Origin of the sequence: Niastella yeongjuensis (assembly GCF_900110245.1) — a bacterium.
GTDB lineage: Bacteria > Bacteroidota > Bacteroidia > Chitinophagales > Chitinophagaceae > Niastella > Niastella yeongjuensis.
In genome coordinates this window covers 89421-116104 of the sequence record NZ_FOCZ01000020.1, presented here as the reverse complement: position 1 = coordinate 116104, position 26684 = coordinate 89421, and the positions used below count along the sequence as shown (strand labels likewise).

General features: G+C 46.7%; 13 protein-coding genes. 12 read left to right on the top strand and 1 reads right to left on the bottom strand.

Annotated features, from left to right (window positions below):
• The first annotated feature begins 100 nt into the window (after positions 1-100).
• From BMX95_RS31775 to BMX95_RS31755, 5 genes are all read left to right on the top strand, one after another.
• Positions 101-1648, top strand: a complete 1548-nt coding sequence (locus BMX95_RS31775; RefSeq protein WP_242673173.1) for an FAD-dependent oxidoreductase — start codon at positions 101-103, stop codon at positions 1646-1648.
• Between the two features lie 38 nt (positions 1649-1686).
• Positions 1687-3519 (top strand): malto-oligosyltrehalose trehalohydrolase, encoded by a 1833-nt coding sequence (gene treZ, locus BMX95_RS31770; protein WP_081201980.1) that lies wholly within the window; start codon positions 1687-1689, stop codon positions 3517-3519.
• A gap of 24 nt (positions 3520-3543) precedes the next feature.
• A complete protein-coding gene (gene treY, locus BMX95_RS31765) occupies positions 3544-6183 on the top strand; it encodes a malto-oligosyltrehalose synthase (protein WP_081201942.1) in 2640 nt (879 codons plus the stop codon).
• A 12-nt stretch (positions 6184-6195) separates the two neighbouring features.
• On the top strand, positions 6196-8376 hold the full coding sequence (gene glgX, locus BMX95_RS31760) for a glycogen debranching protein GlgX (protein ID WP_081201941.1): 2181 nt from the start codon (positions 6196-6198) through the stop codon (positions 8374-8376).
• 467 nt (positions 8377-8843) lie between these two features.
• Entirely contained in the window at positions 8844-9131 is a 288-nt protein-coding gene (locus tag BMX95_RS31755; RefSeq protein ID WP_133053969.1) for a hypothetical protein, read from the top strand.
• 149 nt (positions 9132-9280) lie between these two features.
• Here the strand turns inward: BMX95_RS31755 and BMX95_RS31750 are convergent, their stop codons facing one another.
• The gene (locus tag BMX95_RS31750; protein WP_081201938.1) at positions 9281-10264 is read right to left on the bottom strand and encodes an aldo/keto reductase; all 984 of its coding nucleotides are present in this window, start codon (positions 10262-10264) and stop codon (positions 9281-9283) included.
• Between the two features lie 152 nt (positions 10265-10416).
• Between BMX95_RS31750 and BMX95_RS31745 the strand changes: the two genes are divergently transcribed.
• The 7 genes from BMX95_RS31745 to BMX95_RS31715 all read left to right on the top strand — a co-directional run bounded on the left by BMX95_RS31745 (position 10417) and on the right by BMX95_RS31715 (position 26664).
• The gene (locus BMX95_RS31745; RefSeq protein ID WP_081201936.1) at positions 10417-11313 is read left to right on the top strand and encodes a helix-turn-helix domain-containing protein; all 897 of its coding nucleotides are present in this window, start codon (positions 10417-10419) and stop codon (positions 11311-11313) included.
• Between the two features lie 55 nt (positions 11314-11368).
• Positions 11369-12610, top strand: coding sequence for an SMP-30/gluconolactonase/LRE family protein (locus BMX95_RS31740; RefSeq protein WP_081201935.1), 1242 nt, complete (start codon positions 11369-11371; stop codon positions 12608-12610).
• Positions 12611-12650: 40 nt separating this feature from the next.
• Positions 12651-16790 (top strand): two-component regulator propeller domain-containing protein, encoded by a 4140-nt coding sequence (locus tag BMX95_RS31735; protein WP_081201933.1) that lies wholly within the window; start codon positions 12651-12653, stop codon positions 16788-16790.
• Positions 16791-17189: 399 nt separating this feature from the next.
• Complete coding sequence (locus BMX95_RS31730; RefSeq protein ID WP_081201929.1) at positions 17190-19181, top strand: alginate lyase family protein; 1992 nt, start codon at positions 17190-17192, stop codon at positions 19179-19181.
• An 8-nt stretch (positions 19182-19189) separates the two neighbouring features.
• Complete coding sequence (locus BMX95_RS31725) at positions 19190-19492, top strand: hypothetical protein (RefSeq protein ID WP_081201927.1); 303 nt, start codon at positions 19190-19192, stop codon at positions 19490-19492.
• Positions 19493-19602: 110 nt separating this feature from the next.
• Positions 19603-24594, top strand: coding sequence for a DUF4979 domain-containing protein (locus tag BMX95_RS31720; RefSeq protein ID WP_081201925.1), 4992 nt, complete (start codon positions 19603-19605; stop codon positions 24592-24594).
• A 57-nt stretch (positions 24595-24651) separates the two neighbouring features.
• Positions 24652-26664, top strand: coding sequence for a glycoside hydrolase family 97 protein (locus BMX95_RS31715; protein ID WP_242673171.1), 2013 nt, complete (start codon positions 24652-24654; stop codon positions 26662-26664).
• Positions 26665-26684 lie beyond the last annotated feature (20 nt).

Below are 26684 nucleotides of genomic sequence, written 5' to 3'. Positions count from 1 at the left end.
TTAAATAAAAATCGAAATAGGAGGTAAGAGGTATGAGGTATGTATTGCAAGATCTTCCTACATCTTACTTCCTACTCCCTATCTCTTAATATTATCCATTATGATCAAAAGAGATGGTGCATTGCCCAGTTTATGGCAACAAACGGTAGAACCGCTGGAAGTTACCAATACTGCCCTGGCCGCCAAATACGATGTGATCATTGTTGGCGGCGGCATCACCGGCATAAGCCTGGCCCACCGGTTACAGAATGCAGGATTGCAATGCCTGGTGCTGGAAGCCCATAATTGTTGTTTTGGCACTACCGGCGGCACAACAGCCCATCTCAATACCTTGCTCGATACGCCTTATAGTACCATTATTAAAAACTTTGGTGAAGAACCGGCAAAACTGGTGGCGAAAGGCGTAAAAGAAGCCATTCATAACATAGAAAGAAATATTGAACAATACCAGATCGAATGCGGTTTTGAAAGAACGGCTGCTTATCTATTTGCGGAAAACGACGATCAGCAAAAAGAATTACAGGAGATAGTGGAGGCCTGCGAAAAAGTAAGCGTGCCTGTTCATTACACCGGTACCATCCCGGTAAATATTCCCTTTACAAAAGCTATTGAAATTCCTGCTCAGGCAAAGTTCAGTCCGGTTAAATATGTATACGAACTGGCAAAAAACTATATGGATGCAGGTGGTCATATTGTAGAACAAACGGTGGTTGTTAATCATAACCATAGAACAGATGAAGTGACCGGTGAAGAAATTATAGAAGTGCAAACTGAAGATGATTATACTTATGTAACCAATACATTGGTGTATGCCACCCATATTCCACCGGGTGTAAATGTGTTGCATTTACGCTGCGCACCCTACCGGTCATATGCAATGGCTGTAAAATTACCACTTGATAACTATCCCGCTGAATTGTGTTATGATATGTATGATCCTTATCGTTATTACAGAACGCAGGTAATAGAGGGGGAGCCCTATTTTATTGTTGGCGGTGAAGACCATAAAACAGGTCATGAAGACAATACCGAAGCTTGTTTCAACCGGTTGCTGGCGAATGTAAGAAAGTACTTCAATGTAGAAAGTATTACACATAAGTGGTCTTCGCAATATTATGAACCGGCTGATGGACTGCCTTATATCGGCGAGTTGCCAGGCGCCAGACCTAATGTGTATGTAGCCACTGGATATGGTGGCAATGGGATGGTGTACAGCCAGGTGGCTACCATACTTTTATCAGATCTTATTCTTACCGGAGCCAGTACATATAAAGAGTTGTTCGATCCCAACAGAATAAAACCGATAGCAGGTTTTACGAATTTAATAAAGGAAAATGCCGATGTGGTAAAGAACCTGGTAAGCGGGCTTGTAGCCCGAAGCCATTTGGAATCCCTGTCTGAACTGGCGCATGGTGAAGGAAAAGTAGTAGTGTTTGAAAAACATAAAATTGCCCTGTATAAAGATCCGGAAGGAAGCCTGCATGTGCTGAACCCTACGTGCACGCATTTAAAATGCAGCGTGGCCTGGAATGCGGCCGAGTTATCCTGGGATTGCCCCTGTCATGGTGCCCGGTATTCCATTGATGGCGAGATGTTGAATGGCCCTGCGAACATGGACCTGAAAAAGATCGATCTGCAGGAAGAGTAGTGGCATATATTTTTCAACGATTTACCGAAAATACAACCTTGTATACTACCTATATCTCTATCGGCCCTGCGCCCACAAAAAATGGCCAATGCACCTTTACTGTCTGGGCGCCTGAATGCAATGCTGTGCAGGTGGTTTTAGCAGCTTCGCCTCAATTGCCCTGGCCCATGGAAAAAGGTGAAATGGGTTATTGGACGGTCACTATAGGCCAGGTAACACCGGGGATGCAATACTGGTATAAGCTCGATAACGAACTGCAACGTCCTGACCCGGCCTCCCGCTGGCAACCCGAAGGTGTTCATGGTCCCTCCGCAATTGTTGATCCTTCTTTCGATTGGACAGATAACGACTGGCAAGGCATAGAACCGGCCGAGATGATCCTGTATGAATTGCATACGGGCGCTTTTACCCAATCCGGTACTTTCCAGGGCATTATCTCAAAACTCGATCACCTCCAGATACTGGGTATAACAGCCATCGAACTGATGCCCATAGCCCAGTTTCCCGGGCATCATAACTGGGGGTACGATGGCGTATTCCCTTTTGCTATTCATAATGAGTATGGCACGGCGGCCGATCTGAAACAACTGGTAAATGCCGCTCATCAATGGGGCATTGCCGTTATCCTGGATGTAGTGTATAACCATGCTGGTCCGGAGGGGAATTACCTGCCGAATTTCGCGCCTTATTTCACCGATAAATATAAATTATTCTGGGGCGGTGCTGTAAACTTCGACGGTGCGTGGTGCGATGGTGTTCGCAATTATTTTATTCAGAACGCCCTGATGTGGCTCGATGAGTTTCGGATAGATGGCCTGCGGCTCGATGCGGTGCATGCCATCTTCGACAGCAGTGCTTTGCATATTATGGAAGAACTGACTTCGCAGGTAAGGTTGCTGGAGCAACGCGTACAAAGAAGAAAGCTCCTGATAGCAGAATTTGATCTGAACAATCCCCGCTATATCTCCCCGGTTGCACAAGGTGGTTATGGCATGGATGCGCAATGGGTGGATGAGTTTCACCACGCCCTGCATGCCGCTATTACCGGTGAGCAAACGGGGTATTATGAAGATTTTGGTCCGCTCGAAGACCTGGCCCGATCCCTGCAAAATTCCTATGTGTATACCGGGCAGTTCTCCAAACACCGCAAACGGTGCTTTGGTAAAATGCCTGTGAATACCGGGTACAATCAGTTCATAGCCTTTGTGCAGAACCACGACCAGGTGGGCAACCGCCTGTTAGGCGACCGGCTTAGTACCGTGTTGGATGCTGAAGCGTTGAAAACAGCTGCGGCCACGCTTATGCTGTCACCCCATGTACCGTTGTTGTTCATGGGCGAGGAATATGGCGAAAAGAACCCCTTTCTGTATTTTACCAGTCATACCGATAAAGTACTAATAGAACAGTTATGTGAAGGCCGCCGCAGGGAGTTTGCTGTGTTTAACTGGGAAGGCAAGGTGCCCAATCCGCAGGAGGAAGCGATTTTTAACCAGTCGAAATTAAGCTGGCAAATAGATGAAGTGCCGGGTTTGCTCCGGTTCTACAAGTACCTGATCGCTTTTCGTAAGGAACAACCGGCTTTGCAAAACTTCCGGCGCGATGATGCGGTACGCAACATCCGTATTCAAAAAAATATCCTGCATTTTGAACGGCATGGCAATGCAGCTGCACTGATCATTTGTTTGAACCTGGGCAAAGAACCCGAAAGTATTCAGTTCGAAAAAGCCTGTACCAAACTATTCGATACCTCCGATGTAGCATGGAATGGCCCGGGCAGCCTGGCGCCGGCAGTGGTGCAACCCGAACAACCCTTTTTGATAAATCCGTTCTCTGCACTTGTTTTCGAAATTCCAACAAGGGTGGAAGAATAAATAAATAATAAAGAGAGTGGTTTTATGATAATACCTGTATCTACCTACCGGTTACAGTTGAATGCCTCCTTTAACTTCAACGATGTAGAAAAGATCATAAACTATTTGCATGAGCTGGGCATAACCACCATATATGCCAGCCCGTTTTTTACAGCTCCGGCTGGCAGTACGCATGGCTATGATGTGGGGGATCCCTATACATTGAACCCTGAAATTGGTACAATGGACCAGTTGCAGCGGATCAATATTGAATTACGGCAAAAAGACATGACCTGGCTGCAGGATGTGGTGCCTAATCATATGGTCTTTGGTATGAGCAACTTTCGCCTGGCCGATGTGCTGGAGCGGGGTGAATATTCTCTCTATTACAAATGGTTCGATATAGACTGGAACCATCCCGACCCCATGCTGAACGGGAAGGTGATGGTGCCCTTCCTGGGAAAACCACTGCCCGAATGCTTACAACAGCGGGAAATTAAAATAGCTCTTCTCTCCGAAGGTTTTGTAGTAAAATATGGTGAAACCATTTACCCGCTTTCCATCAGCGCCTATGAGCCTTTGTTAGCCCTGTTGCATCAGCCAGACGTGGTGCAATTGATACAACAACTGCGGAAGGAAGCTGCGCAGGGTTGGCCCTTATCGTCGTGGCGCGAAATAAAGACCGGGCTGGTGCAAACCTTTTTGGCCAGTGAACAGGCGGTAACGGAAGTGCGGAAACTGCTGGAAGTAATAAACAGCGATGCCCGGGTGCTGCAAAACCTGTTGCAGCAACAATGTTACCAGCTTTGCTACTGGCGGGATGCCAACCAGGTGATCAATTACCGGCGGTTCTTTGCCGTGAATGAACTGATTGCTGTGAACATTGCCAATGAAGAAGTATTTTACGAATACCATCAGTTATTGCACAACCTGTACCGGCAAAAACTGGTGCAGGGCGTACGCATTGATCATATAGACGGGTTGGAGAAACCGCTTGAATATTTAAACCGGGTGCGGCAATTCTTTGGCGATGATTGTTATGTGGTGGTTGAAAAGATCCTGGAACAGCACGAACAACTACCCGCCAACTGGCCGGTACAGGGTACTACGGGTTATGAATTTACGGCACAGATCAGCTGGTTACTGACCAATACGGAAGGTGCCCGTCAGTTGAAATACTATTATCAAACGCTTTTCCCGGCAACGCCGGATTATAAGACCATCGTTTTTGAAAAGAAACGCCATTTCCTGGAAACTTATATGGTAGGGGAATGGAACAACCTGGTGCGGCTGTTATATACATTGCAACTGGTTCCTGCAACGGTTAAGCCGGAGGAAGTGAAACAGGCACTGGCATTGTTGATGTGCTGTATGCCCGTGTACCGGTTATACCCCGGGGAAGAAGCGCCTGATAGTAAGGCGCTGCAAATAATTGACCAAACCATTCAGGAAGCGATCACAAGGGGATCTGAATGGCGGGAGCTTTTGCAGTTGTTACAAACCATTTGGGACTTCGATGAAAATGATACGGCTGTTAATTTACGCCGGCTGGAATTTCAAAAACGGCTGATGCAGTTTACCGGTCCGCTTATGGCTAAAGGCGTGGAGGATACTAGTTTTTACGTTTACAATGCCCTGTTAGGGCACAACGAAGTGGGAGATACACCCAACAAAGAAGCCTATGCAGTACAGAACTTTCATCATTGGATGGAACAGCGGCAGCAACAGTTCCCCTTTTCTATAAATGCAACATCTACCCACGATACCAAACGTGGGGAAGATGGCCGCCTGCGCGTGCATGCGCTTACCTGGTTTGCTGAGGAATGGCAGCAGGCGGTGGAACACTGGCGGATGATCAATGCGCCAGGCCCGGCGCTGGAAGATGAATACTTTATTTATCAATCATTGATTGCTGGTTTTCCCACCGATGAGCAGGTAACACCGGAATATACAGAGCGATTGAAAGCGTATTATATAAAATCTATCCGGGAAGCAAAACTGTTTACCAACTGGCAACAGCCCAACAGTCAATATGAAGAGGCTGGCTGTCTGTTTATTGAAAAGCTCCTGTCGCCCCGGCATGATTTTCTAAAAAACTTCCTGCCGTTCGTTAAAAAGATAGTAGCCCATGCGCAATTGTTGTCGCTCACCCAAACCCTGGTAAAGATCACCGCGCCGGGGGTGTCTGATATTTACCAGGGCAGTGAAGGCTGGAACACCAGTTATGTGGACCCGGATAATCGCAGACCAGTTGATTTTGATGTATATAAACAATATGTAATGGAACTCAGGGAGAAGGATTTAAAAGGCTTTGAGGAAGTCTTGAAGTATGTCACTACGAAAAGAGACGAAGGCCTTGAAAAATTTTATGTGACTCTAAAAGCCCTGCAATGCCGGCGGCAACTGGCGGCAGTCTTTTTGCATGGCGAGTATATACCGGTATATGCAACCAATGGTTGTGGAATTATTGCCTACGCCCGCCATTATAAAAAAGAATGGGTGCTGGTAATAGCTCCGGTTTCGGGGAAAGAAACCTATAACAATTGTTCTATAACCCTGCCAGCCAATGCGCCGGTAAAATGGCAAAATAATTTTACCGGGGAAATGGTTGACACAGCAGGCGATTTACCAATACATAACTTATTCAGCAATTTCCCGGTTCTATTGCTCACCGGAGAAGTTTAATTATTTCTATTTATGATTGCAGAAAATAAGATAGGGATGAAGCCTTCCCTTGAACGTGTGTTTTCAGGCATTTATCCTGGAAAGGCCTTCCCATTGGGATCAATGTATGATGGCAAAGGGGTTAATTTTTCTATTTACAGCGAACATGCAGAAGAAGTGGAATTGTGCCTGTTCGAAGACCTGGATAGTAAGACTGAGTTCGTAAAAATAAAACTCAAGGAACGAGAACACCACATTTGGCATGTGTACATAGCTGATCTGAAACCCGGGCAGTTATATGGGTACCGCGTAAACGGACCCTATGAACCCAATGAAGGCAAACGATTTAATCCCAATAAACTGTTGCTCGATCCTTACGCCAAGGCAATATCGGGCACCATCGACTGGCACGACAGTGTGTTTAGTTACCGGATGGGGCAGGATGACCTTAGCCTGAATGGTACCGATAGTGCGCCTTATATGCCGCTGTCGGTGGTTGTAGATTCGGAGTTTGATTGGGAAAACGTGCAACAGCCCAAGATCCCATACGACCAGTCGGTGATCTATGAAGTGCATGTAAAAGAATTCACGGAGCTAAACCCCGATGTGCCGGAAAAATTGCGTGGTACGTATGCAGGCCTGGCGCACCCGGCTACCATAGATTATTTTAAAAGACTGGGTATTACGGCTATTGAAATAATGCCCGTTCATCATTTTGTGGCCGACCGCCACCTGGTTGAAAAAGGGTTAACCAATTTCTGGGGCTATAATACCATAGGTTTTTTTGCGCCGGATGTGCGTTACTCGTCCAGCGGCGTAAAAGGGGAGCAGGTAACGGAATTTAAAAATATGGTAAAGGAATTGCACAAGGCCGGCATTGAAGTGATCCTCGATGTAGTGTACAATCATACAGCTGAGGGTAATCATATGGGTCCCACACTGTCCTTTAAGGGAATCGACAATGAAGCCTATTACCGGCTTGCAGAAGACAAGCGTTATTATATGGACTATACCGGCACCGGCAATACGCTGAATGCTTATTTGCCCGGCGTGCTGCGCCTGATCATGGACAGCCTGCGTTACTGGGTCAACGACATGCACGTAGATGGGTTCCGGTTCGATCTGGCAGCCACCCTTGCCCGTGAGCTGCATGATGTAAACCGCCTGAGCGCCTTCTTTGAAATTATTTACCAGGACCCGGTGATCTCCCAGGCAAAACTGATAGCCGAACCATGGGATGTAGGCGAGGGTGGTTACCAGGTAGGGAAATTTCCGCCCGGCTGGGCCGAATGGAATGGAAAGTACCGCGATTGCATGCGCGACTACTGGCGTGGCGGCGACAGTATGCTGACTGAATTTGCCGAACGTTTTACCGGCAGCGCCGATCTGTATAAAAGCGATTACCGGTCGCCAACAGCCAGCATCAATTTCATTACCGCACATGATGGCTTTACCCTCAATGACCTGGTTTCTTATAATGAAAAGCACAACGAAGCCAATGGCGAAGACAACAAGGACGGCGACCAGCAAAACCATTCGTGGAATTGTGGCGCAGAAGGGCCAACAGATGATGCCGGCATCAACACGTTACGGGAACGGCAGAAAAGAAACCTGCTTACTACCTTGTTATTGTCGCAAGGGGTACCCATGCTCTTAAGTGGTGATGAAATCAGCCGCACTAAGAACGGGAACAACAATACCTATTGCCAGGATAATGAAATTTCCTGGATCGACTGGAAAAAAGCCGATACCGGACTGTTAGAATTTACCCGGCAGTTGATACACTGGCGCCGGAACCACCCGGTATTCTGCCGCCGCCGCTGGTTCAGGGGGCATCTGATAAAAGAGATGAACCTGAAAGACATCGAGTGGTTCTTACCCGATGGTAAAGAATTAAAGGATGATAATTATACAAAAGATGTGGCACGCCTGTTGGGCATTTACCTGAATGGCGCAGACCTGGATATGACCGGTCCGAAAGGAGAGAAGATCACCGATGATAATTTTTATGTGATCTTTAATTGTACGGCCGAACCGGTTGCCTTTAAATTGCCGCCGGCTAATTATGCGGAATGCTGGACCGAAGTGATCAACACTGTACATGATACGATCACTTTGGAAGGTGCAACACATAATGCGGGTGATACGCTTATAGCCGAAGGCCGCTCCATTATTTTATTACATAATTCCAAAACATTGAAAGGGCTTCCCTAAAACACAACGGCAGCTGGTTGGGCTATCGGTCGTGAATTCCGTCTTCACCGATGTGTTCCCCCTTACTTTTTTTGATGATTGTTATAATGATAAAAACAATTATCGCTACAATCACCAGTATTCCAACAAAAAACATCTCGATCATAATGTGTAGTTTTTGATAATTATTCAATCCTCATCTTGGATTCATCAAATAACTTTTAACATGCCTGTGCCACGGGAAACAAACCATACTAAGTTAATGCAATGCAATAAATAAAAAACAAATATGTAGGCCACTTTGATTATATTTGTGATACAGGCATAATTTTTTTGAATTGATCCAATGTTCTCCCTCCGCAGCCTATTTTAGCAGAAATACATAATGGTTAAAAGTAACAGCCAGGCAGGCTTTGTCATCTGTAACCAGACAGATGAATCGTTATTGCATGTATCATATTCTCAATAAAAACAGAAAATTGAAGCGTATGGAAGATATAGTGTCTATTGAATTTGAGTATAAGGGCAAAACGTATTTCGCATTGGCCCGCATTAAAGACAAAAACGATCATAAAGAATACCACATCACCGTCATGAATGGCGCACTGGAACAAAAGTTATACGGAAATCATGTTTTTGTGGATCAGGAAAGTTGGATCCTGTTAAGCCCTGTTCCGGAAAACAGGACCGGGCAGTTAAGAATGGCAGTGGGGATGGCGTTGTGCAAGCACTTTAATAAACCGTATCATTTTGCAGAAACTGCCGTATTTAAATAACACAATCCCGGCTTAATCGTCGGGACTGCGTTATTATATAAAGAAGTTCTATAGTAGGCATTCCACCGGGCGTATAGGCGTTTACAGATGTGGTATTGATAACGGAGCTGCCTGGCTGTAAATAAGGTTCTGCCTCTGCCTTCTGCCCTTTAGCGGTTGATCATTTTTTGCATTTGCTCAGGATACCTTGCTCCCTGTATGGTGATCTTATCGACCGCTTCATTTATCTTATTCAAATCGCCGGTGCTTAGCGTGATAGCGGCAGCATTCATGTTCTCTTCCAGGCGATTCAGTTTGGTAGTACCGGGGATTGGAGCGATCCACGGCTTTTGTGCTAATAACCACGCCAGTGCAATTTGTGCATTGGTGGCATACAATCCCTTTGCAATTTGCGCCAGTACATCAACCAATGCCTGGTTGGCTTTGCGGTTCTCTTCGGTAAAGCGGGGGACTTTGCTGCGGAAATCGTTATCTCCGAAGGTGGTATGTGCATCTATCTTTCCGGTTAAGAAACCTTTACCCAACGGACTGTAAGGCACAAAACCAATTCCCAGCTCTTCCAGTGTAGGCAGGACTTCCTGTTCTGGTTCGCGCCACCAGAGCGAGTATTCACTTTGCAACGCAGCAAGCGGCTGTACGGCGTGCGCCCGGCGAATGCTTTGAACACCTGCTTCCGACATCCCGAAATGTTTTACTTTTCCTTCTTTGATCAACTCCTTTACGGTGCCTGCTACGTCTTCAATAGGTACATTGGGATCGATCCGGTGCTGGTACAACAGATCAATTACCTCTGTTTTTAACCGTTTCAACGAGGCTTCAGTAAATGCCCGGATCGTTTCCGGACGGCTGTCTGGCCCGTTTGTTGGTATACCATCTACAAATCCGAATTTGGTGGCTATTACTACTTCCTTGCGGAATGGTTGCAATGCTTCGCCCAGCAGTATTTCATTTTCAAAAGGCCCGTATGCCTCAGCCGTATCAAAAAACGTGACCCCAAGCTCATAAGCTTTTCTGATCAGTTTAATGGCTTCCTGTTTTTCTGTGGCGGGGCCGTACGCATAACTCAGGCCCATACAACCCAGGCCCAATGCGGATACTTCCAGCCCACTTTTTCCTAACGTTCTTTTTTGCATAACTTTTTGTTTGATGATGCAAAGTTCCAACCACCGGCCTGTTTGTTTTGTATACAGATTACTGGTTTATATACCATTATTCCTGATGCCTGCCCACCGGCTGGTAACTGACGAATAAAGTGGTAAATTTGTTCCCGTTAAATTATAAACAAATGGAGGTTACGAGGCGATTTGAAACCATAAGTGAGTATAACGCATTCAATAACAATGAAACATTACACCCGCTTGTAAGTGTGGTAGATCTGTCGAAAGCCGATCCGCGCCTGGGCGCGCCCACGTACTATGGCTTTTATACCCTCTTCATAAAAGATGTTAAATGCGGCGACATGCGCTATGGCCGCCATAAATATGATTACCAGCAGGGAACCCTGGTTTTCTTTGCGCCGGGCCAGGTAGCGGGTGTGGATAGCAATGGCGTGCTGATTCAACCTAAAGGGCATGTACTGGTATTCCATGAAGATTTTATACATGGCACCACCTTAGGGAAGCACATCCAGGAGTATAGTTTCTTTGGATATCAGGCCAACGAGGCATTGCATTTATCAGAAAGGGAAAGAAAAGTGATCCTGGAAAGTTTTGCCAAAATTCAATATGAGCTGGAGCAGGCAGTCGACAAACACAGTAAAATGCTGATCGTCTCGAACATAGAATTGTTGCTGAACTATTGTGTGCGGTTTTACGACCGGCAATTCATTACCCGGGACAACGCAAACCAAGGGTTTCTGGAAAAGTTCGAGGAACTGTTGAACGGCTATTTTCATACAGATAAGCCACAGACCATTGGCCTGCCCTCGGTAGCCTGGTGCGCCAGTGAATTGAATTTGTCACCCAACTATTTCGGCGATCTCATCAAAAAGGAGACCGGCAGATCTGCCCAGGAGTTTGTGCAGGAAAAGTTGATCCATATTGCCAAGGAAAAGATCTTCGACATCGATAAGTCAATAACCGATATTGCATACGAACTGGGCTTTAAATATCCCCAGCACTTTACCCGGTTGTTTAAACAAAAGACCGGTATGTCGCCCGTTGAATACCGCTTGCAGAATTGATTTGGGCCTTCTTACAGGGAATGGTAAATTTATAGACGATCAACCATAACCTGTCATGAAAGCACTCATCATCATGCTGCTGATTGTTTTGTCATTGCCTGGCCTTGCCCAAACTTTCAAAATAAATTATGAGCAGTTCCAGCAGGCGCTTACAAAAGAAGATTACAACGATTGTATTGAAAAGGGCAATCAATTATTACAGATGGTTCGCTATCCCTCGATTTTATATAAAGTAGCAGAATGTTACTGCCAGGCAGATAGCGTCAATAAAAGTTTGGGGCTGCTGCAGGAACTGGCCGGCAAAGGCCTTCCTTATGATATTACCTCCAACCTGAAACTGGATAAGCTAAAAGGAACAACCGCCTATGGTTCCCTCGTTGAACAATTTGCCCGTAACGCCAAACCGGTGCTGGGTAGTGAAAATGCATTTGTACTCGATGATGTTCGCATGATACCCGAAGGCCTCACGGCAACGGCTGATGGAAAACGGTTTTTTATAAGCAGCCTGGCCCAGCGCAAAATTGTTGCATATGAGAACAACCGGCAAAAAGACTTCATTTTACCGGGACAAAACAGGATCTGGATGGTACTGGGGATGAAGATAAGCGCTGATGGGAAAAGCATCTGGGTGTGTAGTGCTTCGGAAAACGCCCGCCACAACGGTTACTCGGGTATTTTTGGGTTTGATTTGAACACGGGCCGGTTGATCAAAAAATATGTGCTCGACAATAAAAGCACCGAACACCTGTTTAATGACCTGGTCATTGCTCCGAACAATACTATCTATTTTACCGACAGCAAAGCAGGAAAAGTGTATAAACTAAGTTTAACAGAAGGGCATATTACGCCGCTGGTTGCCCACGATTTTATTTACCCCAACGGCATTGCCTTCGATGAAAAAAGGAATATGCTTTATGTAGCCGACCGAACAGGCATTACCAGCATCGATCTGCAAACAAATGCACTGACTGCACTGACAACAGTTGAACCCGGTTTCCTGAACTATATTGATGGTTTGTATTTTTATAACCATTCCCTTATTGGTATCCAGGGTACCGGCAGTGATAAAGACCGGATCGTACGCCTGTATTTAAACGAATCTGGGCAGCAGGTAGCACGCATCCAGGTGCTGGAATCTTTCCATCCGGATTATGTGGAGCCAACTACCGGCGCCATTGTAAACAACGAATTTTATTTTATCGCCATCAGTCAGGTGAGTCAGTTGCAGCCAGATGGCACTATCCTCAATCCCGGCCAACTCAGGAAGCCCCTGATCAAAAAGATCAGGCTGGATTGAGCGGCATATAATATTTCGGTATTTTTCTGTAGTTTGCTTCATGCTGAAGGCTGTTTTAAAGTGTATCCTGATTGTATTTGTAGCGATATTTTACCCCCGTTTTGGTTTTGCAACCGGAAATCCGCCATTATCATATCTGGGCATTGAACATGGGCTTTCGAATAATACCATCCGTGCTATTTACCAGGACCGGAAGGGTTTTATCTGGTTTGGTACCTACGATGGGCTGAACCGCTACGATGGTTATGAATTCAAGGTATTCCGCAACCGGTTTAACGATACCAGTTCGCTGGTAGATAACAGCATCCATGCCATCCAGGAAGACGCTTCCGGTAATGTATGGATCGGCACCAACACGGGCCTCAGTATTTATCAGCCAGCTACCGGTAAATTTACCCGGCTTCAGTTTTTCCCCTATGCGGAGAAGGCGGCCCGTACGCTCACTACGGAAACGAAAGACCTGAAACGAACAGTTGATGGCACCATGCTGATCGCCAGTTTAACCGATGGGTTGTTGGTGTATCGAAATAAGACAGCGGTGCAGGTTCCACTGGTGGCCAATGGCGTTAGTACGGCCAATTATTCCGCCGCCTGTATACGCATCGATGATAAAAAAAGAGTTTGGGTGTTTGTTGTTGGTCGTGGGCTTTGTTTGTTCAATTCCAACACCCTGCAATTGCAGCTGGTGAATGAAACATTGAAAGCTTCCTTTAGAATTTTCCCCGATGGCGATCAGTTATGGGTAGGCACTAACAATGGCATTTATACCTACGATATAGGAACGAATACCTATACCCGTGCGCTCAATCAGTATGATCCGCAATTGGCAACCGATAAAGTAGCTGATTTTGCGCTCGATCACCAACACCGCTTATGGATGGTGACCAAGGACAATGGCGTAAAAGTATTCGACCCGGCTACCCGGCAGTTGACGCACCTGGTGGCTGATGGCCGGGTAAACAGTTTGAGCAATGAGAACTTCAATACCGTTTTTGTTGACCGCGAAGGCCGCGTATGGCTGGGCTCGCAACGGGGCGGCATCAATCTCATTGACGGACAAAAAAGCCGTTTTACGACTATTGCGCACGACCCCCTTAATAGTAACAGCCTGGTGAATGGCTATGTATCGGCTTTTTATGAAACAAATGATGGCAGGATCTGGATCGGGTCAGAGTTTGGCGGGGTGAGCCGGTGGGATAGAAAGCAGGGCACCTTTACCAATTTCACCAATGATCCCGGTAAGGCATCCTCCATCAGCAATAATTTCATCACCAGCATTGCTGCTGATCATGCAGGGGCCGTATGGATCGGCACCTATTGGGGCGGCATGAACCAATACAGTCAACAGACACAAAGCTTCCGCCGGTACAAATGTTTCAATCCGCTATACAACAATGCCGAAAACAAGATGGTGTACCAGTTGTGTGTTGACAGGGAAGGAACCCTGTGGGTTTCTACGTTGCAGGAAGGCGGTATAAAAGGGGCCTTGTATCGTTTCAATAAAACAACTGACCGCTTTGAGTATTTCGATAACCTGTCGGAATTGTTTTCTTTAAAAGAAGACCGAAACGGTGTGTTGTGGGGCGGTAACCTGACCCAGCTTATAAAGATTGACCGCATCAACAAACAACATACTTTTTACAACATCGGTAAAAGTGTTCGCAGTATTGTGGAAGATAAGGCGGGTAATTTTTGGCTGGGCACAGAGGGCGGCGGCCTGGTATCGTTCGATCGGGTCCAGGGAAAAATTACTGCCCGGTATACTACGGCTGAAGGGCTGTGTAACAATGCGGTGTTGAACATGCAGGAAGATGGGAAAGAAAATTTGTGGATGAGCACCTTTAATGGCCTGTCGTGTTTTACGCTGGCCACCAAAATATTTCATAATTACTACCAGGGCGATGGGTTGCAAAGCAACCAGTTCAATCCTAATTCTTCATTGGCGCTTCGCTCAGGCGAGTTGTTGTTCGGCGGGATAAAAGGGTTCAATATTTTTCATCCGGAAAGCATAAGCCAGACACCGCATCCCTCACCTGTATATTTAACCGGTATAATGGTAGATAATCAATCGGTACCCTATACCGATAAAATGCGCGTGCCTTACAATAAAGCGGTTTTTTCGTTCAACTACGTAGCCCCGGAATATGCCACGCCTGGAAAGATCTCCTATGCCTATTATCTGGAAGGGTGGGACAGGGGCTGGAACTATGCGGGTGATCTGCGCACCGCCAACTATACACACCTGAATGAAGGCAGTTATGTGTTTCGGGTAAAAAGCACCGATGTAAACGGTGTTTGGAATAAGGAAGAAGTGATGCTGCGCATTACGGTGCTGCCACCCTGGTACCGGACCTGGTTAGCCTATTTATTGTATGGCTGCGCTATTGCTTCTTTATTTTATGCCTGGTGGTGGTACCGCTCCAGGCAGACCCGCCTGAAATATGAAGTGGCCATTGCGCACCTCGATGCCGAAAATAAAAAGTCGGAATTGGAAAGAGAAAGGGCCGAACGGGAAAAGGAACAGGTGCTCAATGAACGCGAACGCACCATCAATGAAAACAAACTCACTTTCTTTACCAATATTTCACATGAGTTCAGAACACCGCTTACCCTCATCATCAATCCGCTAAAAGATGTGCTGGGCCGCCAGCAGGAACCGCCCGAAAAACCAGATGGCGAATTACAAACCGTATACCGGAACGCCCGCCGCATGCTGAGCCTGGTAGATCAGTTGTTGTTGTTCCGCAAGGCAGAAAGCGGGATGGATACCATCAGACCGGCAAAACAGGACGTGTATGCACTGGCGAATGATATCTATTTGTGTTTTGTACAGCAGGCCAAAGCAAAAAAGATCCACTACGAATTTGATTGCCCGGTTCAACACCCAGAGGTATATGCCGATCGTGAAAAGCTGGGTATCATCCTGTATAACCTGCTGTCGAACGCAGTGAAGTATACCCCGGAAAACGGCCGTATAGTTTTACAGGTGCGCGAATCAGATAACGAAGTAATATTTCATGTGCAGGATACAGGCATTGGTTTCGATAAGGAGACCGGTGATCAGTTGTTCGAGAAATTCTACCGGGCTTCCGGTCAGGCCATCACTGCCCAAAAGGGTTTCGGCATTGGGTTGTACCTGGTAAAACACCTGACTGCCCAGCACAAAGGACAGATCAGTTTTGAAAGCAAGCCGGGTGAAGGGACCACTTTTACGCTCAGTCTGCTCAAGGGTTTTCAGCATTGGGGCGATGAAGTGCTCCTGGATGAAGGGCCGGTTCAACCCGTATTACTGGAAGAACTGGCACTGGATGATGTGACTGAGTCCACTTTGGAAACCGGGGAGTCAGCGGGCGAACCTTTGGAAGCCGTGGTAACGGAAAAGAAATCGATCCTGTTGATAGATGACGACGAACAGATCCTCCAGTACCTGTTTGGGTTGTTTAGAAATACTTACCAGGTGTTACTGGCCTCAGACGGGGAAGATGGCCTGAGCCTGGCGCACAAACACCTGCCCGATCTGGTGATTACCGACGTTCAGATGCAGGGCATGAGCGGCATCGATCTGTGTAAAAAGATCAAGGAGGAGGCCGCCCTGCAACACATTCCCGTGATCTTGCTTACCGCCAGTACGTCGGCCGAAGTGCGGCTGAAAGGCGTGGAAGGCGGCGCCGATGATTACATCACCAAACCTTTTGATAAAGACATCCTGGTAGCCCGGGTGGCCAGTCTGCTGAAGACGCGCACCGTGCTGCAGCATTATTTCTTTAATGCCATCACGCTGAACCATACCGATCAGAAGGTGTCGCAGGAGTATAAGGTATTCCTGGAGCGTTGTATCGCCATCGTGGAAAGCCACCTCGACGACGACAACTTTAACCTGAAGGTGCTGCTGGCCGAAATCGGCATGAGCCGTTCCAACCTGTTCCGGAAAGTAAAATCGGTATCGGGCCTGTCCATTAAATCTTTTATCCGGTTCATCCGGTTGCGCAAGGCAGCCGAATTGTTTATTAATACAAATTATAATGTAAGCGAAACGGCGTTACGGGTCGGCATTAACGACATCAAATTCTTCCGCGCCGAATTCAATAAGGTGTTTGGCATGAACCCTTCAGACTATATAAAGAAGTACCGGAAAACGTTCGGAAATCAGTTTGTTGTAAAGATTAAGAATGAGAAATGAGGGGGTAAAACTGATAAAATGGCTTCCACACCCCCCTTTTCCGGCTTTTACCCCTCCCTAAACTCCTGATTTCTCCCTGTATTTTGCAGTCGTTAAGGCAACTGCCCTGTAACGATTGATCTTCTCAAACCTAAACTTGCCAACATGAAACTGTTACAACAATTACTCCCCGCATTTTAGATCATTGAAGTTTTACGACAGAAGAGTAACAGGTCAACCTAACGAGACTGGTCTGAATGGCTTTTCTATGCCTGGTCCTATGAAACTATTCAATTGCCAATTATAAAAAGATTGCTAGTGCATTTTTAAAACAGCCATTATGAATAAAATTGACAACCGATTAAACTGGCTTCGCCTGTGCCTGCCTGGCCTATGGCTTGAAACTATTTAAATTATAATATGAAGCATTTTGTAATCATCATTTTGACGTTGTTCCCGTGTTTGATACATGCCCAAATATTCAACCATCCCGGTTTATTGCAAAGCCGGGAAGACCTGGATCGAATGAAGACCGCGGTGGCTGAAAAGCAGGAACCTATTTATTCCGGCTACCAGGTATTTATGCAGAACCCGGCTTCGCAGGCTAAGTATAAAATGCAGGGACCTATGGCCATGGTGGGGCGTAACCCAACCGTAGGGCAAGCCACGTACGACAATGACGCCAATGCCGCCTATCAACATGCCATTATGTGGGTGATCACCGGTGAGAAAAAGTATGCAGATGTGGCTATCAAAATTATCAATGCCTGGTCGGCTACGCTGAAGTCTATTACCGGTCGTGATGCGGTGTTAATGGCTGGCTTAGGCCCTTTCAAAATGGTAAATGCGGCGGAGATCATTCGTTATACAAATGCCGGCTGGTCAGGTGAGGCTATTCAACAAACGGAAAATCATTTTAAAGAAGTGATCTATCCTGTGTTGAAAGACTTTGCGCCCTTTGCCAATGGCAACTGGGATGCAGCAGCGATAAAAACCGTAATGGCCATTGGCATCTTTTGTAATGACCAGGCCATCTACGAACGGGCTTTGCGATATTATGTGAACGGCTGTGGCAATGGCCGGATCACGAATTATATAATCGGCGAAACCGGACAGATACAGGAATCCGGCCGTGACCAGGGGCATGCCCAATTAGGTATTGCCTTGTTAGGCGATTGTTGTGAAATGGCCTGGCACCAGGGGTTAGACCTGTATGGTTATGACAATAACCGCCTGTTAAAAGGATTTGAGTACATCGCGAAATACAACCTCGGTAATGATGTGCCTTTTGCGCATGTGCTCGATCGCACCGGGAAGTATGAACAATTCAAACCAGCTACAAAAGCACGGGGCGACTTGCGGGCGGTATACGAACAGATCTACAATCATTATGTGAACCGGATGGGATTGACTGCGCCCTTTACAAAACAGGCAGCAGAAAAAATACGACCCGAAGGGCCCGGTAAACCCAGTGCCGATCACCCGGGCTATGGCACCCTGCTATATACAAGGCCAGCCGGTTCGGCGACGGTGCACAATCCGCGGGCAGCACCGGGTGGTATTATTGCTTCCGGTTCCAACCAACAAATAACACTGAGCTGGATAGCGACACTTGGTGCGGAAACCTATTCGGTAAAACGTGCCACAAAAAGTGACGGTCCTTATACGACCATTGCAAAAGGTATTTTCAACTGCGGCTATATCGACAAACAGGTAAGTCCGGGTGTTGTTTATTACTATACCCTCACTGCAACCAGTGCGAAAGGCGAAAGCCCCAATACATTGGCGGTGAGTGTCGCTGCCGGCGTGCCCCTTAACTGGCAACAACAGGCAATTGGCGGCAATTCAGCGATGAACAAAGCAAACTTCGATGGTAATGGATTTAGCATAGAAGCTTTGGGGAGTGGATTAGGCAATACCCAGGATTCCTGTTTATTTGTTTTCCAATCATTGAATGGTGATGGGGCTATTACTGCCCGTATTAATCCTGAACCCAGTTCGCAGTTTTCCAGCATGGGATTGATGATGCGCGAAGCGATTGCGCCTGATGCCGCGTATGCTTCGCTGATGTTGTACCCGGGTAAAACAAATTCAGTGGAAGCTCCTGCCTGGCATTTGCGTTTAATGAGTCGCGCTAAAGAAGGCGGGGTAACAACCGTTGGTGCCACTGGACAACCATTGGTGGAGCCCGCTGTAAGCCATGGCCGCCTGACTGGTTATTGCTGGGTATGTTTGCAAAGAAAGGGCTCCACTTTTACTGCCTTTGGTTCTTACGATGGTAATAACTGGACGCCTATAGGAAGCATAAACCTTCTACTTGATAAAGAAATATTGGTTGGTATACCGGTGGCATCTGGCATGCGTAGCAGTACTACTGTACAGATCGACAATGTATCCGTGACAAATAACTAGCTCCCTTCATGATAAAGCAATTTAAACCGGGTACCGTAGTGTGGGAAGAATACGGCCATGAAGGGCTGTATAATAAAGTACCAGTTTCTGAAATAAAATTTAATTGTGAATTACCCCTTACCACCATCTCGGCGGACAGTATATATGCTGTTATTGCCGAAGGTGGAACGAGTAACAAAGAAACGGGGTGGATAAAACCAGGCAAGGCCATGCGTGACAACCAGCAGGTGATCCTGACATTCCCTTTGCTGGCATCGGGGGGAGTAGCGGTACAGATAAAAGGACTATCAAATAACTACCATAACCAATAACGGCGCCTTGTGAAATGATATTCACGGAGAGTGAAAGAAACGCAAGGCCCGGTGTAAACCCCTATTGATTGCGATTTCATAATCCCGTGAAATATCAAAAGTCCCTAAGCATGAGAATTACCGTTATGAGTAATGTGCTTCTTTTGAAGCAAAAGTGGCTGCGATCCGCAGTCATGAAGTTTGGAGCGACAAGCGTGTTGTTTGTGCTCACTTTGTTTATGCAACAATCTATGGCCCAGACCGGATTGTTGAATGATGATTTCTCAACCGGCAGCACCAACAACTGGAAAGCTGCTACCGCCGGTTCAACCGGTCAGATTGTAAATGGCAAGTTTGTGGTAACATTGGCCGCACAATCTGGTGGTAAATACCGCGGCGATTTTCAAAAGGTAGGCGGCACCACGTTTAATGCCAGCGCTTATCCAATTGTGGCTATCAAGTTCAACAAGCCACCCCGTTGTAACTATTTCTTCGACACCAACCTGGGGTCGTTCAATGGTTCCAACAACAACGCTACCAAAATTGCTTCTGCTTCTGGTAATGTGTATTACTGGGACCTGTCAAAAGGTACCCTCGGTACTACTGCACTGGTAAGTAGCAGCACCAACCTCACTTCATTTCAGTTTAAAATTGCCGACGTGGTATTAACGTCTACAGAAGTAGCTGCGAATGATATTCAGTATGAGGTTGACTGGGTGAAGACCTTTGCGTCGGTAGATGAATTGCGGGCGTCTGTAGGCGTTAACAACCCGGACTCCTTCAGTTTTCAGGGAGCTTTTGCTCACCCCGGTTTGTTACACAGTGTAGCTGACCTGGCAAGAATGAAAAGCCAGGTGGCCAACAAGTTCGGCCGTCCTTATGCAAGCTATCAGTTGCTGGCAGCTTCATCGCGCTCTTCTGCCACCTATGATATGGCAGGACCTTATGCGCAGCTTACCCGCGACGCTACCATTACCGTGAATGGTGTAAATGGTGGAACTGTTAAAAATGGCGTGGAAGCCGATTTCCTGGCAGCGTATTACAATGCCCTGATGTATAACATCACCGGCGATGAGGCGCATGCCAAAAAATCTGTAGAGATCATCGATGCGTATGCAGCTACCACTACCGCTATTGTTGGCGTAGATGCCGCATTGAACGGTTTGTATGGTTGTATGCTGGCCAATGCCGCCGAGATCATGCGCTCTACTTATCCCGCATGGCCGGTTGACAAACAACAGCAGGCCGGAACCATGCTGAAAAATGTTTTCTATCCTGTATTGGAAAACTTCTCACCCTGTTCACACGGTAACTGGGACATCATTTGTATGAAAGCGTTGATGGCTATTGCCGTTTACAACAATGATACCGAGATGTTCAACCGGGTGGTAACTTACTTCTACCATGGTGAAGGCAATGGCAGCATCGACAATTATGTAATAACTGCCGCCGGTCAGTTGCAGGAGAGCAACCGCGACCAGGGACACGTATTGCTGGCATTGGGCTCACTGTCTGAACTGGCTGAAATGGCCGGTAAACAGGGTGTTGACCTGTACTCTGCCTCAGGTAATGCTATTATGCGCGGCTATGAGTATGCTGCGAAATATAACCTGGGAAATAATGTTGATTACCAAACAGCTTACGACTATTGCGAAAAAAATTACACTGATTATACCCCCGAGGCAATCTCTGCTACTGCCCGTGGCCAGTTCAGACCCATCTTTGAAATAGCGTATAACCATTACGTTGCTCAAAAAGGTTTGCAAATGCCCTGGACGCTGCAGGTGATGCAGGCTACAGGTCCTGAAAGTGCTCCTGCAGGTGCAGATGGTACTGGCTATGGCTCTCTGTTCTTCTATCAGAGCACCGTGCCCGATTATCCAAGTGGTAATACACCTGTTGATACCACAATTGGGTTGATCAACGATAACTTTACCTCAACAGCAGATGGCTGGGCGGCAGCAACTGCCAGTTCAGTAGCTACCGTACAGGATGGCAAACTGAACATTACATTGGTTACCCAGTCGAACGGTAGAGGACGCGGGGATGTTAAGAGAACAGCGGGCGCTACCCTGCAACCTGGTAACTATCCCATTTTTGCCATCAAACTCAAAAAACCAGCGGCCGGAAGTTTCACTTTCGATACCAACCTGGGTTCTTTTGGAAATGCTGCCAATAAATGGACTGGTAAAGTAGGTGATGATATTTATTATTATGACCTTACCAAAGGCGGTTTTGGCGCAACGCCAACCATGCTGCCAAAAGATGTGGCTACCAAGCTCACTACCTTCCAGTTTAAAGTAGCCGACATCACCTCTGGTGAAACCAGCTATGCGATTGAATGGGTTAAAACAGTGAAAACAGTGGCTGATCTGGTGGAAGTAACAACTCCGACCAAATCACAGACCATTACATTCGATTCACTGGCTGCCGTTACATTGGGTGATACCACAACAATTATACTGAATGCCAAAGCCAGCTCAGGCCTGCCTGTTAGTTATACCATTTCCGATACTACCATTGCTACTATTGTAAACAATAGAGTAAATGTTAAAAAAGAAGGTACAGCGATCATTACGGCTTCACAAGCTGGTGATACCGCTTTCCTGCCTGCAACACCTGTTGCCCGTACACTGGTTGTTAAACTGCCGGTTGATACCATTTCTGGTTTGATCGATGATAACTTCATTGGTACAAACGATGGCTGGGCTGCTGCAACCAGTGGTTCCGTAGCAACCGTTCAGAATGGTAAGCTGGTGGTAACCCTGGTTACCCAAACAAATGCAAAAGGCCGTGGTGATGTGAAGAGGACTGCCGGTGCTAAATTGTTACCAAACAATTATCCCATCGTAGCAATCCGCTTCAAAAAACCACAGGTAGCGAATATCACTTTCGATACCAACCTGGGTTCATTTGGCAATACTTCCAATAAGTGGACCGGTAAAGTAGGTGATGATATTTATTATTATGATTTGACCAAAGGTGGTTTTGGTGCTGCTGGTACTAAACTGCCTACGGACAGAGCTACCACATTGACTACCTTCCAGTTTAAAGTAGCTGATATCTCTTCTGGTGAAACAAGCTATGAAATTGAGTGGGTAAAAACAGTGAAAACGTTAGAAGAGCTGCAGAACACGTTACCACATGTTCAGCAAACCATCAGCTTCGATTCACTGGCTGCCGTTACATTGGGCGATAACACCCCGATTGTACTGAATGCTACCGCCACGTCAAACCTGCCGGTTAGCTATGCGATTTCTGATACTGCCATCGCTACTTTGGCGAATAACGTAGTAACACCTGTACGCGCTGGTACAGTAACCATCACAGCTTCACAGGCTGGTGATTCGGCTTACCTCCCTGCTGCAGCTGTTTCGCGTACATTGACTATAAATAAGAAGGCACAAAGCATCACTTTCGATGCACTGGCCGATGTTACCCTGGGTGACAATCCTATTGTACTGAATGCGACTGCTACTTCTGGCCTGGCTGTTAGCTATACCGTTTCTGATTCTACGATCGCTACGATCCTGAATGGTGTAATAACCCCTTTACGCGCTGGTACCGTAATTATCACTGCCTCACAAGCGGGTGATGATACTTACCTGTCTGCTGCATCAGTTTCAAATACATTAACCATTAACAAGAAGACGCAAAGCATCACTTTCAATGCCCTGTCTGCTGTTACTGTGGGTGATGTAGCAACAATTGCACTGAAGGCTACTGCAAGCTCAGGTTTGCCGGTTAGCTATACTGTTTCTGATACAACTATCGCTGTCATCAACAATGGCGTATTGACGATCAAACGTGATGGCGCTGTGACAATTACAGCTTCTCAGGCAGGTGACTCAACCTATCTGGCTGCAACGCCTGTTGTACGTACGTTGACCATTGCTCCATTGGGTATTGCTGTACAGTCACAGGATGGTGACAACGGACAAGCTACCAACAACAGTATCAACCCATATTTGCAACTGGTGAATAAGGGTAAAGCAAGTGTAGCTTATGGCGAGCTGACTGCGCGTTACTGGTTTACTGCTGAGAACTATGCAGGTATCAATACCTACATCGACTATGCTCAACTGGGTAATAGCAAAGTGAAAGCCAAATATGTACAGCTCGATCAACCACGTGCCGGTGCATATGGTTACATCGAATACAGCTTCGATAAAACAGCCGGTAACCTGGTAGCAGGTGGCAATTCCGGTGTTATTCAGTCTCGTTTTGCAAATACCGACTGGTCAAACTTCAACGAAGCCGATGACTATTCATATGCGAAGAACAAAACGTACACAAACAATGACCACATTACCTTGTATCGCAATGGTATCCTGGTATGGGGCGTTGAACCAGTAGCTGTTACACCTGAAGTGAAAGTGAAGGTTTATTCACAAACACAAAATGGTGGTAAAAACAGCATCAGCACTTTTGTATCCATCAACAACGAAGGCAATGTGCCCGTAGCTTATGGCGACCTGAGTGTTCGTTACTGGTTCACCGCCGATGGCAATTCTGCCCTGAATTCATGGGTGGATTACGCCAAGATCGGTAACAGCAATGTGCTCACCAGCTTCAATACAGTAAGTCCTGTAAAAAATGGTGCTGATAAATATTTCGAGATCAAGATTAAGCCAACCATGGGTAACCTGTACCCTGCAGGCAATACCGGTAATATCCAATACCGCATTGCAAAATCTGACTGGTCTAATTTCGATTTCTCGAATGACTATTCATACAAAGCACCTGCTAACCAGTTAGCAGTGAATGATCACATGACCGTGTATTACAAAGGACAATTGATCTTTGGTACTGAGCCAGCTGGTGCGCAACAATTGCGTGTAGCGGCCAATACCCCTGCAGATGTAATTGATAACCTCAATGCTGCTGCTGATAAGATCGTTCTGTACCCGAATCCGGCAACAGATCATTTCAACATCCAGGTAGGTTCAGTAGCACCTGACGCGATGGTAAGAGTGTATAGCCTCAGAGGCGAACTGTTACTTACGCAAAGGCTCACTACTGCTACCCAGACAATTTCCCTGCAATCTCTTTCAACCGGTATTTACCAGGTGGAAGTGCGCAATGGAAAAACTATAACAACAAAACAAATTATTAAACACTAAAACTAATAGCCAGGGAAGACTAGCCTCTTCCCTGGCTTTTTTTAACGAACACTTGTCATGAAGATTCTCAGAGGTATAACAGGAGCGAGTATGGCCGTTGTACTGCTAGTTGCCGGTTGTAAAACCAGTGAGCCGAAGGGGACCAGCAATGCACTTGATTATTGCATTACCCAGTTAACAAAAACAACCCACACCCTGCATGATAGTACCAAAATCAGTGACAGTAGTCCGGCACAAACAATACTCGATGCAACCAGAACAAGTGTACAGTCGCCCGATAAAAGTATTACAGTACAATTTTACCAGAAACAACTGGCAGCTGGTAAAAGAGAAATGTATTACCAGTTAAGTTATAAGAACCAACCCGTGATCGGTGAATCTGCCCTCGACATTCAACTCGATAATAGCCTAAGTGAACGCGCCATGGCGCTGCCGGTAGATAAACATGCGAAGTGGTGCGAGAACCTGAAAGTAACGGGCATTCATCCTGCCTCAAAAGATACAACCTGGCAACCGGTCTATGGCGAACAAAGCCAGATCCGGGACAATTACAACGCGGTTGTCATAGAAACAGTGAAAGATGACAATCCGATCTATACCCTACGTGTAGAGATCAGGGTGTATAATGAAGGCGCCGCCATTCGATATTTCTTTCCTGAGAACCCCAAGGGAACTTACTACAGGATCATACAAGAGAACACTGCCTTTAGTTTACCCGAAGGTACCTTGGCCTGGCACGCTTCCTGGGCACAGGCACCGTATAAATTACTGGCTTTAAATAACTGGCCCGATGAAAGCGAACGGCCCCTTACCCTGCAATTGCCGGGTGGGTTGTATGCTTGTCTGGCTGAGGCCGGTCTTACAGATTATGCACGCACCAAATACAAGGTGAACCCGGCAAACCCCAATACCATTCTTACCAGTATGTATAGCCCGGCCGATTTGATCTCACCGGTGGGTACGCCCTGGCGCGTGATCATGGTGGCAGAAAAACCCGGCGACCTGATCGTAAACAACCACCTGATCTTAAACCTGAATGAACCATCAAAGATCAGGGACCAGCGCTGGATCCGGCCCGGTAAGATCATGCGGGTAATGACCCAAACAACAGCCGAGGCAAAAGCGAACATCGACTTTGCAGCCAAACACCATTTGCAATACATCCTGTTCGACTGGAAATGGTATGGCCCCGCATTTAGTTTTTCATCCGATGCCACCAAAGTAGCCATTCCTGATTTTGACCTGCCTGGTATTATTCAATACGGCAAAGAACATGGCATTGGCATTTGGTTGTATGTGAATTTACAGGGCATCTATACGCAGTCCGATTCCTTGTTTCGGGTCTATCATAAATGGGGGGTAAAAGGCGTGAAGTTTGGTTTTGTACAGGCTGGTTCACACCGCTGGACAACCTGGATAGAAGAAATGATCCGGAAGGCAGCCGGCAACAACATTATGGTGAATATTCACGACGACTGGCGGCCAACCGGTGAACAACGCACCTGGCCCAATCTGATGACGGCCGAGGGCATTCGTGGCAATGAAGAAATGCCCGATGCTAGGCATAACACCATCCTGCCATTTACACGGTATATAGCCGGCGCAGCCGATTATACTATTTGCTATTACGATAAACGCATTAAAACAACACATGCGCACCAACTGGCATTGGCTGCCATATATTACAGTCCTATACAAACACTTTTCTGGTACGATAAGCCGGCCATGAGTCACAACGAACCGGAACTGGAATTCTGGGATCATATTCCCACTACCTGGGATGAGACCCATGTGCTTCAGGGAACACCCGGCGAGTGTATTACCACAGCGCGACGCAAGGGCAACGAATGGTTTGTAGGCGCCATTACCAATAACCAGGAGCGTACTGTAAAGATCGATTGCAGTTTTCTGCCCAAAGGCAAAACCTTTACTGCCCGGGTCTATTCAGACGATGCCGCGGTGACTACCGCTACCAAAGTAAAGGTTACAGAAAAAAAGATAACCGTCGCTACTATACTGGAAGTTAAACTGCTTCCTTCCGGCGGCCAGGCCATCTGGATAAAACCATAACCAAGACCTGTAAGGTGCAT